General features: G+C 66.5%; 13 protein-coding genes. 6 read left to right on the top strand and 7 right to left on the bottom strand.

Annotated features, from left to right (window positions below):
* Position 1 precedes the first annotated feature (1 nt).
* Positions 2–2,218: a PTS fructose transporter subunit IIABC gene (locus KKR91_RS00635; RefSeq protein WP_210226967.1), complete on the bottom strand. Its 2,217-nt coding sequence runs from the start codon at positions 2,216–2,218 to the stop codon at positions 2–4.
* Entirely contained in the window at positions 2,218–3,249 is a 1,032-nt protein-coding gene (locus KKR91_RS00640) for a 1-phosphofructokinase family hexose kinase (RefSeq protein ID WP_210226966.1), read from the bottom strand. Before KKR91_RS00640 ends, KKR91_RS00635 begins: the two co-directional genes overlap by 1 nt.
* 215 nt (positions 3,250–3,464) lie before the next feature.
* Here KKR91_RS00640 and KKR91_RS00645 point away from each other — a divergent pair, with 215 nt between their 5' ends.
* The 3 genes from KKR91_RS00645 to KKR91_RS00655 all read left to right on the top strand — a co-directional run bounded on the left by KKR91_RS00645 (position 3,465) and on the right by KKR91_RS00655 (position 5,448).
* Positions 3,465–4,121, top strand: a complete 657-nt coding sequence (locus KKR91_RS00645; RefSeq protein ID WP_210226965.1) for an alpha/beta hydrolase — start codon at positions 3,465–3,467, stop codon at positions 4,119–4,121.
* A gap of 141 nt (positions 4,122–4,262) precedes the next feature.
* Positions 4,263–4,535, top strand: a complete 273-nt coding sequence (locus tag KKR91_RS00650) for a GlsB/YeaQ/YmgE family stress response membrane protein (protein WP_210226963.1) — start codon at positions 4,263–4,265, stop codon at positions 4,533–4,535.
* A 163-nt stretch (positions 4,536–4,698) separates the two neighbouring features.
* Positions 4,699–5,448: a hypothetical protein gene (locus tag KKR91_RS00655; RefSeq protein WP_210226961.1), complete on the top strand. Its 750-nt coding sequence runs from the start codon at positions 4,699–4,701 to the stop codon at positions 5,446–5,448.
* A gap of 48 nt (positions 5,449–5,496) precedes the next feature.
* Here KKR91_RS00655 and KKR91_RS00660 read toward each other — a convergent pair whose 3' ends face one another.
* Positions 5,497–6,753, bottom strand: coding sequence for a DUF445 domain-containing protein (locus KKR91_RS00660; RefSeq protein WP_237686132.1), 1,257 nt, complete (start codon positions 6,751–6,753; stop codon positions 5,497–5,499).
* A 216-nt stretch (positions 6,754–6,969) separates the two neighbouring features.
* Between KKR91_RS00660 and KKR91_RS00665 the strand changes: the two genes are divergently transcribed.
* The 3 genes from KKR91_RS00665 to KKR91_RS00675 are packed head-to-tail and all read left to right on the top strand — an operon-like array spanning position 6,970 to position 9,736.
* Positions 6,970–8,781 carry a glycoside hydrolase family 15 protein gene (locus KKR91_RS00665; protein WP_273544958.1) on the top strand — a complete coding sequence of 604 codons (1,812 nt, stop codon included), beginning with the start codon at positions 6,970–6,972 and terminating at the stop codon, positions 8,779–8,781.
* 44 nt (positions 8,782–8,825) lie between these two features.
* Complete coding sequence (locus KKR91_RS00670) at positions 8,826–9,221, top strand: DoxX family protein (protein ID WP_210226958.1); 396 nt, start codon at positions 8,826–8,828, stop codon at positions 9,219–9,221.
* A gap of 8 nt (positions 9,222–9,229) precedes the next feature.
* Complete coding sequence (locus tag KKR91_RS00675; protein WP_210226957.1) at positions 9,230–9,736, top strand: metallophosphoesterase family protein; 507 nt, start codon at positions 9,230–9,232, stop codon at positions 9,734–9,736.
* 27 nt (positions 9,737–9,763) lie between these two features.
* Here the strand turns inward: KKR91_RS00675 and KKR91_RS00680 are convergent, their stop codons facing one another.
* From KKR91_RS00680 to pta, 4 genes are all read right to left on the bottom strand, one after another.
* A complete protein-coding gene (locus KKR91_RS00680) occupies positions 9,764–10,948 on the bottom strand; it encodes a zinc-dependent alcohol dehydrogenase (protein WP_210226956.1) in 1,185 nt (394 codons plus the stop codon).
* Positions 10,949–11,250: 302 nt separating this feature from the next.
* Positions 11,251–11,853: a hypothetical protein gene (locus KKR91_RS00685; protein WP_210226954.1), complete on the bottom strand. Its 603-nt coding sequence runs from the start codon at positions 11,851–11,853 to the stop codon at positions 11,251–11,253.
* A 131-nt stretch (positions 11,854–11,984) separates the two neighbouring features.
* Entirely contained in the window at positions 11,985–13,139 is a 1,155-nt protein-coding gene (locus KKR91_RS00690) for an acetate/propionate family kinase (RefSeq protein WP_210226952.1), read from the bottom strand.
* Positions 13,139–15,211 carry a phosphate acetyltransferase gene (gene pta / locus KKR91_RS00695; protein ID WP_210226950.1) on the bottom strand — a complete coding sequence of 691 codons (2,073 nt, stop codon included), beginning with the start codon at positions 15,209–15,211 and terminating at the stop codon, positions 13,139–13,141. Before pta ends, KKR91_RS00690 begins: the two co-directional genes overlap by 1 nt.
* Between the last annotated feature and the right edge of the window lie 251 nt (positions 15,212–15,462).

Raw genomic sequence — 15,462 nt, forward strand, 5'->3', positions numbered from 1 at the left:
GTTAGGCAACGACCGGCTCCTCGACGTTTTTGGGTGCGGTAAGCCGTTTCAGGGCCACATAGATCAACCCGCCGGCCAGCATGCCGGCAAGGATGGCAACAATGAACATCAGCACGTTGCCGATGGCGAAGAACACGAAGATCCCGCCGTGCGGCGCCTGGGACGTAACTCCGGTGCCCATGCAGATAGCGCCGGCGACAGCGCCACCGATCATCGAGGACGGGATGACCCGGAAGGGATCGGCCGCGGCGAACGGAATGGCGCCTTCGGAGATGAAGGCCGCACCGAGCAGCCACGCTGCCTTGCCGTTTTCCCGCAGCGCCATGCTGAACTGCTGCTTATCCAGGACTGTGGCCAGGGCCATGGCCAGCGGCGGCACCATGCCCGCTGCCATCACCGCCGCCATGATCTGCCAGGGTGCCTGGTTTTCGAAGCTTCCCTCGCTCAGGCCCGCCACGGCAAAGGCGTAGGCGACCTTGTTGATGGGTCCGCCGAGGTCAGAGCCCATCATCAGCCCGAGGACAACCCCCAGGGCAATGGCGGTGGCTCCGGACAGGCCCGTGAGCCAGTCGTTAAGGGCCAGGGTCAGCGACGCGATGGGTCCGCCCAGGACCAGGATCATCAACCCGGAAGCTATCAGCGAGGTCACGAGGGGAATGATGACCACTGGCATCAACCCCCGCATCCACGTGGGCACTCCCCAGCTGCCCACCCATCTGGCGACAAAACCGGCCAGCAGGCCGCCGATCAGCCCGCCGATAAATCCGGCGTCCATGAAGAGCGCGACGGCGCCGGCAGTAAATCCCGGGGCGATACCCGGGCGGTCGGCCAGGGCATAGGCGATGTAACCGGCCAGTGCCGGAACGAGGAAGCCCATGGACAGGTTGCCGATCTTCCAGAAGACGGCCCCCAGATAGCCCAGCAGGCCCTCCGGTCCCGGAGAGAAGAGGGTGTTGCCGTCCAGGATGATATCTCCGGTCAGGTTCCCGTCGTCGTCGGACAATGAAAGCTCGTACCCGCCGAGCAGGAAGCCCAGGGCAATAAGCAGGCCGCCGCCGGCCACGAAGGGGATCATGTAGCTCACGCCGGTGAGCAGGGCCCGCTTGACCTGGCCGCCGAAGCCCTCGCCGCCGCCGCTGCTCTGGGGGTCGCGTTCCTCGCCGCCGCCCCCGCTCCCGCCGGCGACCCTGCGCGCATTGGGGTTCCCGGCCGCCGCGATGGCTTCGTCGATCATGACCCCGGGCTCGTCGATACCCCGCTTGACCGGGCCGCTGACCACCGGCAGGCCGGCAAACCGGCCCTTGTCGCGCACGTCGACGTCGGTGGCGAAGATGACGGCGTCGGCGTTCTTGATGACCGAGGGATCCAGCGGTGTGGCACCGGCCGATCCCTGTGTTTCCACCTGCAGGTCAATGCCGCGTTCAGCGGCGGCAGCAGCGAGGGAATCGGCTGCCATGTAGGTGTGGGCAATACCGGTGGGGCAGGCCGTTACCGCCACCAGGCGGCTGGCCTTTCCATCCGCTGTTCCGCTCCCGTTGCCGCTGGCCTGCTCGGCTGCCACGCCGGAACTCCGGGCACCGGCGGAATGTGCGCCGGCAGGGCTGTCGGTTGAGCCTGCCGCCGCAGCGCCGGCAGCAGCGCCGCCCGCGCCTGCTGCAGCGCCAGCCGCTGCAGCGCCGCCCGCACCCGCAGGCGCCTGGCCGGTAGTCCCGGCGGTGCCGGAGCCCGTTCCCGCCTGTGCCTGCGACTGCGATTCCGGAACCGGGCCGAGCCCCAGGGCACCGTCGACGAGTTCAACGACCTCCTGCGGGGACGCGGCGGTCCGCAGCGCGCCGGTGAAGTTCTTCTTGATCAGGGACCGGGCCAGTTTGGCCAGCAGTTGCAGATGTTCCTGATCCGCGCCCTCGGGTGCGGCTATGAAAAAGACAATGTCCGCCGGTCCGTCCTTGGCACCCCAGTCCACAGGAGGCCGGATCCGGGCCATGGCCAGTGAGGCCTTGGTGACCGCGGTTGAACGGCAGTGGGGAATCGCAATGCCGCCGGGAACACCGGTGGCGGTTTTGGCTTCGCGGGCCATCGCATCCGCGTACAGCTCGTCGAACCCGGTAGCCCGGCCATTGGAAACGACATTCTGGACCAGATGGCGGATCACCTCGGAGCGGTCAGTCCCCAGATCCTGGTCAAGTGTGACCAGCTCGGGCGTAATGAGATCAGACATTAGTCCTCCTCCTGAGTGGATGCAGCCGGTGTGGATGGAGTGCCTGGAACGGAGGCCGTACCGGCTATCGCCGACACGGTCACGGCGCCGGGATCGGTCTGCCCGAGGGTCGGCAGGGCGGTGCCGGGCAAGGATGCAGCGGCTGCCCCGTGGGCGACGGCCTGGCGCAGGCAATCACTGGGCGGGGCTCCGGCTACCTCGGCCAGCAGATACCCTGCAAGCGCGGAATCCCCGGCTCCGACCGTGGAGCGCGGGGTCACCGGGGGGCGGGTGGCCTGCCAGGACCCGTCCGCGGTGACCAACAGGGCGCCCTTGGCGCCCAGGGTGGCCAGTACTGCGCCGACGCCCCGGGCAATCAGTGACCGGGCAGCAGCGACGGCGAGAACCGGGTCGGCTTCAAGTTCATCCTCGGTTCCGATGCCGGTCACCTCGGCCAGCTCCGCGGCATTGGGCTTGAGCAGATCGGGGGCAGCATTGTGCAGCAGCGCCCCGTTCAGGGGTGCGCCGGAGGAATCGATGGCAATGCGGGGGGCAAGGGAGCCCAAATGCCGGCGGACCGCGTGCGCCACCAGGGCGTACATGTCAGGGGACGCACCCGGTGGAAGTGAGCCTGCCAGCACCAGCCAGGAGGCGGGAGAACCGTCCTCGCCGGCCGCGCAGGTCTCGACGAGCAGGCGGATGAGGCCGTCCTGTTCGGAAGCGGCCAGGGCAGGACCGGGCGCGTTGATCTTGGTGGTGGTCCCGTCTGGCTCCGTAAGGGTGATGTTGGAGCGAAGGGTGGCAGTTATCGGCAGGTTGGCGTAACTCACGCCACTTGCACGAAGCCCTGCCATGACCGGATCATCATCATGCCCCGGCAGGACGGCGACTGCGTGGATACCCGAAGCGGTCAGGGCGCGGCACACATTGACACCCTTACCCCCGGGTTCTTCACTGACTGAGGCCGCGCGCTGGACGGCTCCGCGCACCAGGGTCCCGGGAAGCTCAACGGTCCGGTCCAGGCTTGGGTTGACCGTGAGGGTGACAATCATGGAACCACCATGTTCGGACTCCTGGAGAGTGCTTGAGCCCGGGAAGCCATTCAGCTGATGAATGGGCCACCGGTGCTGCAGCGTGGGGGAAAGTGTGGTTGAAGCCAAATTTCCGCGTGAAATTGACTGTATTTTGCTTGATCGGCGATTGCAATGGCCCGTCTTTCCCGGGCCCTTCCCAGTGGGAAAGACGCTGCAGCCACTAGGGTGGGCGGATGCTGAAAGTTGAGTTTTCCGCCCCGGAGGCGGACCGCCGGGGCACCCACCTTCTGGTGATGCTCCACGGCTATGGGTCCGATGAACACGCGATGACCCGGCTCTTTCCGTTCCTGCCGGCGGGGGTCACCGGTGCCGCAGTGCGCGGCGCCTTCCCTGTGGGGGATGCTTTCGGATGGTTCCTGCTGGACCCCTACCTGGATTCGGACACGGCTGAGGTGCTGCAGGCCGCATCCGGCCTGCTGGCGTGGGTGGACCAGGCCCGGGCCGGGGGAGGCTATACCGGGGTCTCCCTGCTGGGTTTTTCGCAGGGAATGGCCATGGCTGTAACGCTTGTCCGGCTGCGGCCCGCAGGGTTTGACGCCGTCGTCGGCCTCTCCGGGTTTATCGCCGAAAACGAATTGCTGGCCATGGCGGAACCGCTTTCCAAGCCGGTTCCGTTCTTTTGGGGACGGGACCGCAACGACTGGGTTATCCATGAGGATGCGATAGCGGCCACCCGGAAATGGCTTGAAGAGAATACGGCCCTGACGGCACGTACTTATCCCGGTATGGGCCACTCCATAGGCTCCCAGGAGGTGCGTGACGTGATGCTCTTTTTGAAGCGTTATGTAGTGCCCGGATCGCGCCGTTCGGGGAGTTACAAAGAGGGCTAACATCCCCGGCGGCAGACGAAAAATCCGTTTCGACTACTACCTAAGCATGCTTATGAAGTAGAGTGGAGGAAAGCGCGGCCCACAGGTCGCTCAGTAAAACGACGAAATCATCACTCGTTCAAACAGCAAGGAGTAATCATCATGGGTTTCATTGCTTTCCTTATTTTGGGTCTTATCGCCGGTGCTATCGCTAAGGCAATCCTTCCGGGTCGCCAGGGTGGCGGCTGGATCGCCACACTGGTTCTCGGTGTCATCGGCGCCCTGCTGGGTAGCTGGATTGGCGGCGCAATCTTCAACAAGGGCACCGACATCTTCTCGCTGACCTCGATCGCCACCTGGATCTTCGCGATCCTGGGCTCCCTCATCGTTCTCGCGATCTACGGCTTCGTTACTCGCAAGAGCAGCCGCGCGTAGTTCCCGGGCTCCGCGCTCCGGCGCGGATTGCATGGAGTAGTACAAAAGCGGGGCCGGCGGATTATCCGCCGGCCCCGCTTTTGCTGTACCAGCCTTCCCGTAGGCTGGAATAACCGGGCCGGTGCCGGACGCCGGTTCCTGAGAAGTCGTAAGGAGCGTTGCCGTGGGTTTTGCATCCAACCGTGCCTTCAAGGTTGCCGGAGGAGCCGTCTTCGAAAAGGACGGCACTCCCAAGGCGTCCCTCCTGAAGGCAATGGAACGTGCCGTGGAGGTCCAGCGGCCCCTGGTGCTCGCCAACATCCGCAGGCTGCAGCGCAAACATCCCGACGCGACCCCTGCCGAACTGGTGTCCATCGTGGAGAAGCACTATCTGGCCACTGTCACCGGCGGCGGCGCCGCAGTCGGTGCCACCGCCGTCGTACCGGCAATCGGCACCATGGCAGCCCTCGGGCTCTCCGCAGCGGCCACCGTGGGCTTCCTCGAAGCAACAGCCCTGTTTGCCCAGTCCGTGGCCGAGCTGCACGGTATCCAGCTGCAGGATCCGGAGCGCTCCCGCACCATGGTCATGGCCATCATGCTCGGCGAAGAGGGCACGGCCATGATGCAGGCAGTCGCCGGACGGGGCGCCAAACCCTGGGCCAAATCGCTTGGCGGAATGTCCTCGGGGCTGATGGGCAGTGTCGGCTCGGGCATCCGCCGGCAGTTCACCAAGCGGGTTGTCGCCCGGCAGGGTACAGCCATGCTCGGACGTGCGCTGCCGCTGGGCATTGGTGCCGTGATCGGTGGCGCCGGCAACCATGCCATGGGCAAGGGAGTCATCAAGACGGCCCGCAAGGCCTTTGGCCCCGCACCGCAGACAATCCCCGGCGAGTTGGCAGAGGACCTGCGGCAGCTGCCGGACCACAAGTCCTAGCCCGGCGAGACGGGCCCGGGCCGGGCCCGGGCAGCGCCCGGGTGGGCCCTAGCCGAACACGGCGTGGGCGATCGTGAAGATCACGAGCCCGGCCAGGGACCCCACCACGGTGCCGTTAATCCGGATGAACTGCAGGTCCTTGCCGACCTGCAGTTCGATTTTCTCCGACGTCTCACGGGCATCCCAATGCTCCACCGTCTCGGTGATAACCCCGGCTATATCGCTGCTGTAGGTCTTGACCAGATACCCGGCCGCGTCGGCAATCCAGGTGTTCACCTTCGCGGCGAGATCCGGGTCCGTGGCCAGCCGGTGCCCAAAGTCCTGGACGGCTGCCTTGAAGTTGCGGGTGAGCTCGCTGTCGGGATCGTCGACGGCGGTGGTCAGGGCGTTCTTGATGGTGGCCCAGGTTTGCGTGACCAGTTGCTGCACCCGGGGGTCGTCGAGGACCTGCTCCTTGATGTTGTCCGCTTTGGCCATCACAGCCGGATCGTCCTGCAGGTCGCGGGCGAGGCCCTTGAGGTAGTTATCGAGCGCGCGGCGCAGCTCGTGGTTTGGATCCTGCTGCACGGCCTGCAGGAACCGTCCCACTTCCACCTGCACGCGGTCTCCCACCAGGTCATCCACGAAGGACGGAACCCAGGTCGGTGAGCGCTGGGCCACCAGCTCGGAAATGACGCTGGGGTTGGCTGCCACCCAGTCGCTGATGCTGTCCACCACAAGGTTGACCAGCTGGTGGTGGTGTCCCTCCTCAAAAACGCGCTCAGCGACCCGGCCAACCGGCGGACCCCACGGCGGGTCCACAACATGCTTGCGGAACATGGACTCCAGGACGGTTTTGACGGCGTCGTCGTCAAGTACGCGCAGGATTCCGCGGATTGCAGCGGATCCCTCAGCTGCCACCCGTGCGGCACTCTCCGGGCGCTCCAGCCAGGCGCCGGCCTTCTGGGCCAGCCCCATGGAGCCAAGCTTCTGGACGATGACCTCTTCGGAGAGGAAGTTGCTCTCCACGAACTGGCCCAGTGACGCGCCGATCTGGTCCTTCTTGCGCGGAATGATCGCCGTGTGCGGGATTTTCACCCCCATCGGGTGCTTGAACAGCGCCGTCACGGCAAACCAGTCCGCCAAGGCGCCCACCATGCCGCCCTCGGCGGCGGCCCGCACATACTGCAGCCACGGATACCGGTCCTGCAGCGCGAAGGAGAAAACGAAGATGACGGCAAGGACCACCAGCAGGCCGGTGGCCAGCATCTTCATCCGCTTCAGGCCGGCTGCGCGCTGGGCGTCATCCAGTACCGGCAGGCTCATGCGGGTACCTCCACAACTGCTGCCAGGCATGGCCGGAATGAAGGTGTCGAAGATGAAATCAATGCCGCTCCTCGTGCTTGTGCAGGTTCGTTTGCGTCGGCCCATTGGGGTGCAGATGGCAGGAACCGTCCACGTCATCTAATCAGCCCCGGAGCCTCGGTGCCATGTCGGCCCCGAATACGGGAGGACTGCCGGAGTCTAGGAGGGGTGCGCACAGTGTGGTTCAGTGAATTCATGGCTGCTCCCATCGAGGATTATGCGCTGGTCTCTGACCTGCACACCGGTGCCCTGATCTCCCGGCGGGGGAGCATTGACTGGCTGTGCCTGCCCCGCTTCGACTCTCCGTCGGTCTTCGGCGCCCTGCTCGGAAGCGAGGATCACGGACGCTGGCTGCTGGCGCCGGCCGGAAACGCCGTCGTCACGCGGCGCAGCTACCTGGGGGCAACGTTCATCCTGCAAACGCAGTGGAGCACTGACACCGGAAGTGTCCTGGTCACCGAATTCATGCCGGTGGGGGACCGGAGGGCGTCGATCGTGCGCCGGGTGGAGGGCATCAGCGGCACCGTCCTGATGCGCCAGGAACTGGAGATCCGCTTCAACTACGGCACCGTCCTGCCCTGGATGCGGCGTGATCCGGATCCGCACGGGGAGCGGCTGCTGGCCATAGCCGGCCCCAACGCGCTCGTGTTGCGCGGCGACAACCTGCCCCGGGCCGTGGATCACCGCCATGCCGGGCGGTTTCACGTGGCCGCCGGGGAGCGCTTCGACCTGGAGCTGACGTGGTATCCCTCCCAGCTGGAGGTGCCGGCGCTGACGGACGTGGACGGGGCCCTAACCTCCACCACTGCTTATTGGCAGGGCTGGGCCGCAAAATGCCGGCCAGCCCCACGATACGTCGATTCCGTGCTGCGCTCGCTGCTGGTACTCCGTGCCCTGACGCATGAATCGACCGGCGGCATTGTCGCGGCCCCCACCACCTCGCTGCCGGAAGTTGCCGGCGGCGCCCGTAACTGGGACTACCGCTACTGCTGGCTGCGGGATGCGGCCCTGACGCTGGAAGCCATGCTCGGGCACGGCTATGAGGAGGAAGCGCTGCAGTGGCGGAACTGGCTGCTGCGGGCCGTCGCAGGGGACCCGGACGACCTGCAGATCATGTACGCCGTGGATGGCGCCCGGGATCTACCTGAACGCCTCCTGCCGCAGTTCACCGGCTATGCGGGTTCGGTGCCGGTACGGGCGGGAAACGGTGCGGTCTTCCAGTATCAGGCCGACGTCGTCGGTGAAGTGATGGTGGCCCTGGCCAAGCTGCGGGACCGCGGCGTGCCCGAGGACCATTTCTCCTGGCCGCTGCAGCGCTCGTTGATGACCTTTCTGGAGCGCCACCTGGAGGAGAAGGACCACGGGATCTGGGAAATGCGCGGGGAGCCCCAGCACTTCACCCATTCACGGGTGATGATGTGGGCTGCCTTTGACCGTGCTGCTGCAGCGGTGCGCAAGCACGGACTGGAGGGCCCGGTGGAACTGTGGGAGGGACTGCGGGACGGGCTGCGCGAGGAGGTCCTGGGCCGCGGGTTTGACCGGAACCTGAATTCCTTCACCCAGTATTACGGCAGCACCGAGGTGGACGCGGCCCTCCTGCAGCTGCCGCAGGTCGGCTTCCTCCCCTACGACGACGAGCGCATGCTGGGCACCGTGGCACGGCTCGAGAAGGACCTGCTGACCGGCTCCGGGCTGCTGCTGCGGTACGCCACCGGAAGCGGCGTGGACGGTCTGGAACCGGGTGAGAACCCCTTCCTGGCCTGCAGCTTCTGGCTGGTGGAACAATACGCCGCGACCGGACGGGACACGGAAGCGTACAAGCTCATGGACCAGTTGGTGGGATACTGCAACGAATTGGGCTTGCTCAGCGAGGAGTACGACCCGGTCAACGCCACCATGGCGGGGAACTTCCCGCAGGCGTTTTCCCACCTCGCCCTGGTCCGGGCCGCCGATGCCCTCAACAGCACGGCGCCGCTTCCGGACGGATAGGCGGCCCTGCCGACCCGTGCCTTTCCCCCGATAGAAAGAAACACATGACCCGCCAGAACACTTCAGCCGCCGTTATGGCCGCGCTGCTGACGGCCAGCGCCGTCAACCACTTCCGCAACCCGCGGTTCTACAACGCCGTGGTACCCCGCAGCATCAGCACCGACACGGACGGCAGGCTGGGGGTGATGACACGGCGGCAGTGGACGCACGTCAGTGGCGTGCTGGAAGTCGCCGCGGCGGCCGGGCTCCTGCTGCCGACGACCCGGCGCGCGGCCGCCACCGGGACAACCCTCATGTACGTTGCCTTCATCGCCGGCCATCTCAGCGCCCTGCAGCGCGCCTTCGGCCCGCGTGGTTCTGACAAGGAGAAGGCCATCCATCTGGCCCGGCTTCCGCTGCAGCTTCCGCTGATCCGCTGGGCGTGGAGCCTGCGCGGGTAGGGAGGGGCATGGCTGCGAACCTGCTGGTGCTTTCCGATACCCACCTGCCCAAACGGGCACGGGAGCTGCCCGCCGGGCTGTGGGCGGAGATCGAGGCCGCCGATGTGGTGGTCCATGCCGGGGACTGGGTCAGCGAGGACCTGCTTGATGAGATGCAGCAGCGCTCCCGGCGCCTCATTGCCTGCTATGGAAACAACGACGGCGGTGCGCTGCCGGACCGGCTGCCCCTGATTGCCCGGGCCACGATCGAGGATGTGCGCCTGGCCGTCATTCACGAGACCGGTCCGGCAGGCGGCCGGGAGCGGCGCATGGACGCGCAGTTCCCGGATGCCGGCCTGCTGGTTTTCGGGCACAGCCACATCCCCTGGGATTCGGTTTCACCGAACGGGCTGCGGCTGCTGAACCCGGGCTCGCCCACGGACCGCCGCCGGCAGCCCTTCTGCACGTACCAGCGCGTCACTATCGACGGAAAAGCCGTCGCGGCCGAGCTGGTGCGGTTGCCGCCCCGGCGCTGACCGGGCCGGGGCGGCAACCCTGGCGGATCAGTTGGCGCCGGGGGTGAAGACCACCTTGATGCAGCCGTCGTCCTTCTTCTGGAACTTCTCGTACAGCGACGGTGCCTCGTCCAGGCCGGCCCGGTGGGTGGTGAGGTCCATGACGCCCAGCGGATCGGAGGGGTCCTCGACCAGCGGAATCAGGTCATCCATCCAGCGCTTGACGTTGCACTGTCCCATGCGGAGATTCAGCTGCTTGTCGAACATCTCCATGAGCGGCATCGGGCTGGCCATGCCGCCGTAAACGCCGCTGAGGGAGACAGTGCCGCCGCGGCGGACGGCGTCGATGGAGCCGTGCAGGGCGGAGAGCCGGTCGGTACCCACCGTCTCCATCGCCTTCTGCGCCAGCTTGTCCGGCAGGAATCCGACGGCGGTCTGGGCCAGGCCGGCCACGGGCGAGCCGTGGGCTTCCATGCCTACCGCGTCCACCACGGAATCGGGGCCGCGGCCGTCGGTCATTTCACGCAGTTCATCGGCGACGGTCCGGGACAGGTCAAGGACCTCTACGCCGTACTTGGCTGCCAGGTCGCGACGCTCGGCCACCGGTTCCACGGCAATCACCCGGTAACCCAGGTGGGTGCCGATCCGTGCCGCGAACTGCCCCACCGGGCCGAGCCCGTATACGGCGAGGGTGCCGCCGTCGGGCACATTGGCGTACTTCACGCCCTGCCAGGCCGTGGGGAGGATGTCGGAGAGGAACAGGTAGCGCTCATCTGGGAGCTCGGAGCCGACCTTGATGGGGCCGTAGTCGGCATGCGGGACGCGCAGGTACTCGGCCTGGGCGCCGGGTACCGAACCGTAGAGCTCGGAATAGCCGAACAGGGGTGCTCCGGAACCCTTCTCCCGGACCTGGGTGACCTCGCACTGGGTCTGCAGTCCCCGCCGGCACATGAAGCAGGAGCCGCACGCGATCTGGAAGGGAATCACCACCCGGTCGCCCTTTTTCAGGTTGCTGACGCCGGGACCGACTTCCTCCACGATCCCCATGGGCTCGTGGCCAATGATGTCTCCCTGCTGCATGTAGGGGCCCAGGACCTCGTACAGATGCAGGTCCGACCCGCAAAGCGCGGTGGACGTGATCCGGATGATCGCATCGGTGGGCTCCTGGATTACCGGATCCGGAACCTCGTCGACACTGATGGACCGCTTTCCCTGCCAAGTTACTGCTTTCACGTGCGAGCCTCCTGCTGATTGCGTTGGGTGCTTAGGAACGTAAGTACCATTGTGGCCAACAGTAAGCCTACTGACAAAACGGGTGACGGCGGAGACGGAGGCAGCAGTCGGAGGGTTGGTGCAGCGTCAGGGCAGGGCTGGACTGGACTGGGCTGGGCAGGGCTGGGCTGGACTGGCTGCCGCAATCGCGCCACCCGCTGATTCCCCTCCGCCGCTGGTTCCCCTCCGGTTTGTGGCAATCCCTCCGGTGCGCAGCGGAGGGAATGCCACAAAGCGGAGGGATCCATCCAATCGCGGAGGGGCTAGAGGACCTGAGGCCGGAAGGGGGAAGGCTGTGTGAAGACCCTCGGATCCCGGAGCACGAAGGCCAGTTCCACGGCTTCCTCGTTGGTCAGCGGGTGCGGGGACAGCGGCCCTCCCGGCAGGGGTCGTTCCGGTGTGGACACGCCTGACCCGGACAGGCCTGACCCGGACAGGCCTGACCCGGACAGGCCCGGCACGGGGGTGCCGGGCAGGGGCGGCTGCACCGGCAGGTCCGGGGCAGCAGGGGCAGCCGCGGCAGCCGGGGAAACCGGGCCGGACTGGCATACCGGAAGGACAGGTGGCACCAGGATTTCGACCGGAGCGCTGCTGGCACGGTCGGGGTCGGCATGAACCGCGTCGTCGGCGCTGTCCAGGATCAGCGCCAAGGCTCCGGAATCAACGTGTGCGGCCCGGAGCAGGTTCACGCTCACCGCAGCTCCCAGGCCACCGGTGTGCGCAAGGATGTTCAGCAGGGTGCTGCAGGTATCCGGCGTCAGGCAGCCCCGCACTTCCAGGCACGCCAGGCCCTGTCGGGTGTCGATCCGGACCAGCACGCGAAGCGCGTGGTCCGGTGGGGTGTATTCCTGTGAGGCAATGTCCATGGGGTCTCCAGGAGCAAGTGACTTACGGCATCTGCATAACCGAGTACCCGACCATAACGCACCCGCGGTCAGTATGTCTGCCCCCAAAGCGGGTACCGAACCGGCAGCCTCCACTCTGGGTCCGGACGCCGCTATCTGCCGGGCGTTCCGGCCGGAGAAGCACTGCGTGACACTATCTCCGCGGTGGCCTCGGCAATGGCTTCCTCTTCATCGGTAGGCACCACCAGGACCGGGATGGCGGAGTCTTCGGCGCTGATCAGCCGCGCCTCCTTGCTGCGCTGCCGGTTGGCCTCCAGATCGAGGCTGATGCCCAGGGCGCCGAGCAGTTCGACGGTCTTTTCCCGGAATTCCCAGCCGTTTTCTCCGATCCCGGCCGTGAACACCAGGGCCTGCGCACCGCCGACTGCCACATGGTAGGCACCGATGTACTTGGCCAGACGGTAGGCGGCGATCTTCAGGGCCATGGACGCGGCCTCGTCCCCGCCGTCGGCCGCCTCGGCCAGCGTGCGCATGTCGGAGGCGCCGCCGAGTGCCAAGAGCCCGGATTTGCGGTTCAGCAGATCGTCCAGCCTGGTCGCGTCGTACCCCTCGCGCAGCAGGAAGACCAGGATCGACGGGTCAACGTCACCGCTGCGGGTTCCCATCACCAGTCCTTCCAGGGGCGTGAACCCCATGGAGGTGTCGATGCTCCGTCCGTCCTTGATGGCTGCCACCGAGGCGCCGTTGCCCAGATGCGCGATGACGGCGTCGAACTCCTGCGGATCGATGCCCAGGAAGCGGGCGGCGGCGGGTGCCACATAGCCGTAACTCGTGCCATGGAACCCGTAGCGGCGGATACCGTACTGCCGGTACAGGCTGTTGGGCAGCGCGTAGCGCCAGGCATGTTCGGGCAGGGTTCGGTGGAAGGCAGTGTCGAAGACGGCAACCTGCGGAATGTCGGGCCACTTGTCATGCACAGCCCGGATCCCGCGGGCGCTGGGTGGATTATGCAGCGGAGCCAGCGGGCTGAGGCGCTCGATCGACCGGACAATTTCATTGTTGATGAGCACGGGCTCGCTGAAGCGCTCGCCGCCGTGCACCACCCGGTGCCCGACGGCGTTTATGCTCCGGCCGCCGAGGGCTTCCGGCAGAAGACGGCTCAGTTCCTCCAGCGCCGCCCCATGATCCGGGACGGCTTCCTCCCCGATCCGTTCAATAATGCCCTTGGCCAGGAGTTCACCGTTTGCGGTATCCCGGACCTGGTACTTCAGGGATGAAGAGCCGGAATTGATGACCAGTACCAGCATCAGTCCTCCTGTGCCTGGACCACGGTAATGGCCACGGTGTTGACGATGTCCTCTACGGTGCAGCCGCGGGAAAGGTCGTTGACCGGTTTCCGCAGCCCCTGCAGGATGGGTCCCACTGCCACGGCGCCGGCCGACTGCTGGACGGCCTTGTAAGTGTTGTTGCCGGTATTCAGGTCCGGAAAGATGAACACGGTGGCCTGCCCGGCCACGGTGGAGCCTGGCAGCTTCGAGGCCGCGGTGCTCGCGTCCACTGCGGCGTCGTATTGGATGGGACCCTCCACGGGTAGATCCGGGCGCCGCGTGCGGACCATTTCGGTGGCCTCGCGGACCATTTCCACCGATTCGCCATGGCTGGACACGCCGGTGGAATAGGACAGCATGGCTACCCGTGGGGTTACGCCGAAGCGGGCTGCCGTTTCCGCCGAAGCCAGGGCAATGTCGGCCAGCTGCCCGGCGTCCGGGTCCGGGTTCACGGCGCAGTCCCCGTAGACCAGCACCCGGTCCTGCAGCAGCATGAGGAAGACCGAGGAGACGATTTCCACCCCCTCCTTGGTGCGGATGAACTCCAGCGCCGGGCGGATCGTGTTGGCCGTGGTGTGGGCGGCTCCCGAGACCATTCCGTCCACCCGGCCCAGGTGCACCATCATGGTCCCGAAATATGCCCCGTGCAGCATACGTTCCCGGGCGTCGTCCAGGGTGACGCCCTTCTTCGCCCGCAGCGCGGCGTATTCCCGCGCGAAGTCGTCGCGCAGCCCGCTGGTCGCCGGATTGATGAGGGAGATGCCGCTGAGGTCAATACCTTCACTGGCGGCCAATTCCCGGACCTGTCCTTCGGGCCCAAGCAGCGTCAGCGCGCAGACATCGCGGCGGCGCAGGATTTCGGCGGCGCGCAGCACCCGCGGGTCCAGTCCCTCGGGCAGGACGATGTGCTTGCGCTGGGCCCGGGCGCGGACGATCAGCTCGTTCAGGAAGCGCAGCGGAGTGGTCTTTTCCGGCCGCGGCAGTTCCAGCCGCTCCAGCAGCTCGTCCTCGTCGACATGGCGCGTCCACACCCCCAGGGCCGCTGCGACCTTCCGCCGCTGCCCGGAGGAAATCTCGCCCCGCACCCGGCTGACCTGCCGAGCGGCCGTATAGGTGTCGACGTCGACGGCGAACACCGGGAACGGCGCCTGCGACAACAGCGCCAGGATGCCCGGATCAATCGGCAGGCCGCCGGTCAGGACCATGCCGCTGGGTACGGGAAATTCGGCCGATACGGCGGACGCGAGGGCAGCGACCATCACATCGGCGCGGTCGCTGGGGGCGATCACGAGGTTGCCGTGGTTCAGCTGCGAAATGAAATTACCCACCGTCATCGCCGCAACCTTGATCCCGACGACGTCGCGCTCCAGCGAGGCGCTGCCGGCAATCTGGCGGGCGTCCAGGGCCTTGGCCACCTCCGACATGGATGGCTGGGAGATTTCGCTCTGTTCGGGCATCACGTACACAGGCCTGCCGGAGGCCCCGGGGCGGACGGCGGCCCGCACGTCGTCGACGTCGTCCGGCTCGGCGCGGTTGACCATCATTGCCAGCAGGTCGCACCGTGCGGCGCCCAGTTCGCGGCGGGCCAGGTCAACGGCGTCGGCAGTGTCCGCCACCGACATCTCACGGGCGTTGACCACTGCAACCACCACGGCGCCCAGGTCGTTGGCCAACCGGGCGTTCAGGTCGAACTCCAGTGCGACGTCGTGCCCGGAAAGGTCGGTGCCCTCGATGATGACCACATCGCAATGGGCGGCCACCTCGTTGTAGATGGCCATGCACCGGGTGTCGACCTCACCGCGTTCGCCGGCGACCAACAGGGCGCGGAGTTCGCGGCGGGTCAGGCCGCCCCGGCTTGTCTGCGCGGTGAGGTTGAACTTGCGCTGCATCAGCCGCACCATGGGATCCTGTGCCGGCTCGGCGCCTTCCACGATCGGCCGGAAGAACCCCACCCGGTCCGCATGGCGCAGCAGCATGTCCGCCAGTCCGAGGGTGACAAGGGACTTGCCTGACCCCGGTGTCATGGCGCTGATATAGATTCCGCGGGCCATGTGGTGTCCGATCTCTGGGCGATTGGCAGGAGTAACGCCGGAACTTGTGCACAGGCTGTGGGCAAGAACACAGATACATCCTCCCAAACCGGTTGATCACTGGCTAGCATTCAAGCGGCGGGAGGATATCTGCCGCGGTGGTCCGGGCCACAGCGGGCTGCAACGTCTCACATACTGGGATTAAGCTGGAGGGGAAGGGTGCAGGGCTTGGAGCCCGACCTAGGATTGACCGGTTAGTTTTGATGTTTTCC

This window comes from Arthrobacter jiangjiafuii (assembly GCF_018622995.1).
GTDB lineage: Bacteria > Actinomycetota > Actinomycetes > Actinomycetales > Micrococcaceae > Arthrobacter_B > Arthrobacter_B jiangjiafuii.

Excerpts from the sequence above, each read along its gene's own strand:
- KKR91_RS00635 (WP_210226967.1), bottom strand. The coding sequence starts at position 2,218 with ATGTCTGATCTCATTACGCCCGAGCTGGTCACACTTGACCAGGATCTG.
- KKR91_RS00640 (WP_210226966.1), bottom strand. The coding sequence starts at position 3,249 with ATGATTGTCACCCTCACGGTCAACCCAAGCCTGGACCGGACCGTTGAG.
- KKR91_RS00645 (WP_210226965.1), top strand. The coding sequence starts at position 3,465 with ATGCTGAAAGTTGAGTTTTCCGCCCCGGAGGCGGACCGCCGGGGCACC.
- KKR91_RS00650 (WP_210226963.1), top strand. The coding sequence starts at position 4,263 with ATGGGTTTCATTGCTTTCCTTATTTTGGGTCTTATCGCCGGTGCTATC.
- KKR91_RS00660 (WP_237686132.1), bottom strand. The coding sequence starts at position 6,753 with ATGAGCCTGCCGGTACTGGATGACGCCCAGCGCGCAGCCGGCCTGAAG.
- KKR91_RS00670 (WP_210226958.1), top strand. The coding sequence starts at position 8,826 with ATGACCCGCCAGAACACTTCAGCCGCCGTTATGGCCGCGCTGCTGACG.
- KKR91_RS00675 (WP_210226957.1), top strand. The coding sequence starts at position 9,230 with ATGGCTGCGAACCTGCTGGTGCTTTCCGATACCCACCTGCCCAAACGG.
- KKR91_RS00685 (WP_210226954.1), bottom strand. The coding sequence starts at position 11,853 with ATGGACATTGCCTCACAGGAATACACCCCACCGGACCACGCGCTTCGC.
- KKR91_RS00690 (WP_210226952.1), bottom strand. The coding sequence starts at position 13,139 with ATGCTGGTACTGGTCATCAATTCCGGCTCTTCATCCCTGAAGTACCAG.
- pta (WP_210226950.1), bottom strand. The coding sequence starts at position 15,211 with ATGGCCCGCGGAATCTATATCAGCGCCATGACACCGGGGTCAGGCAAG.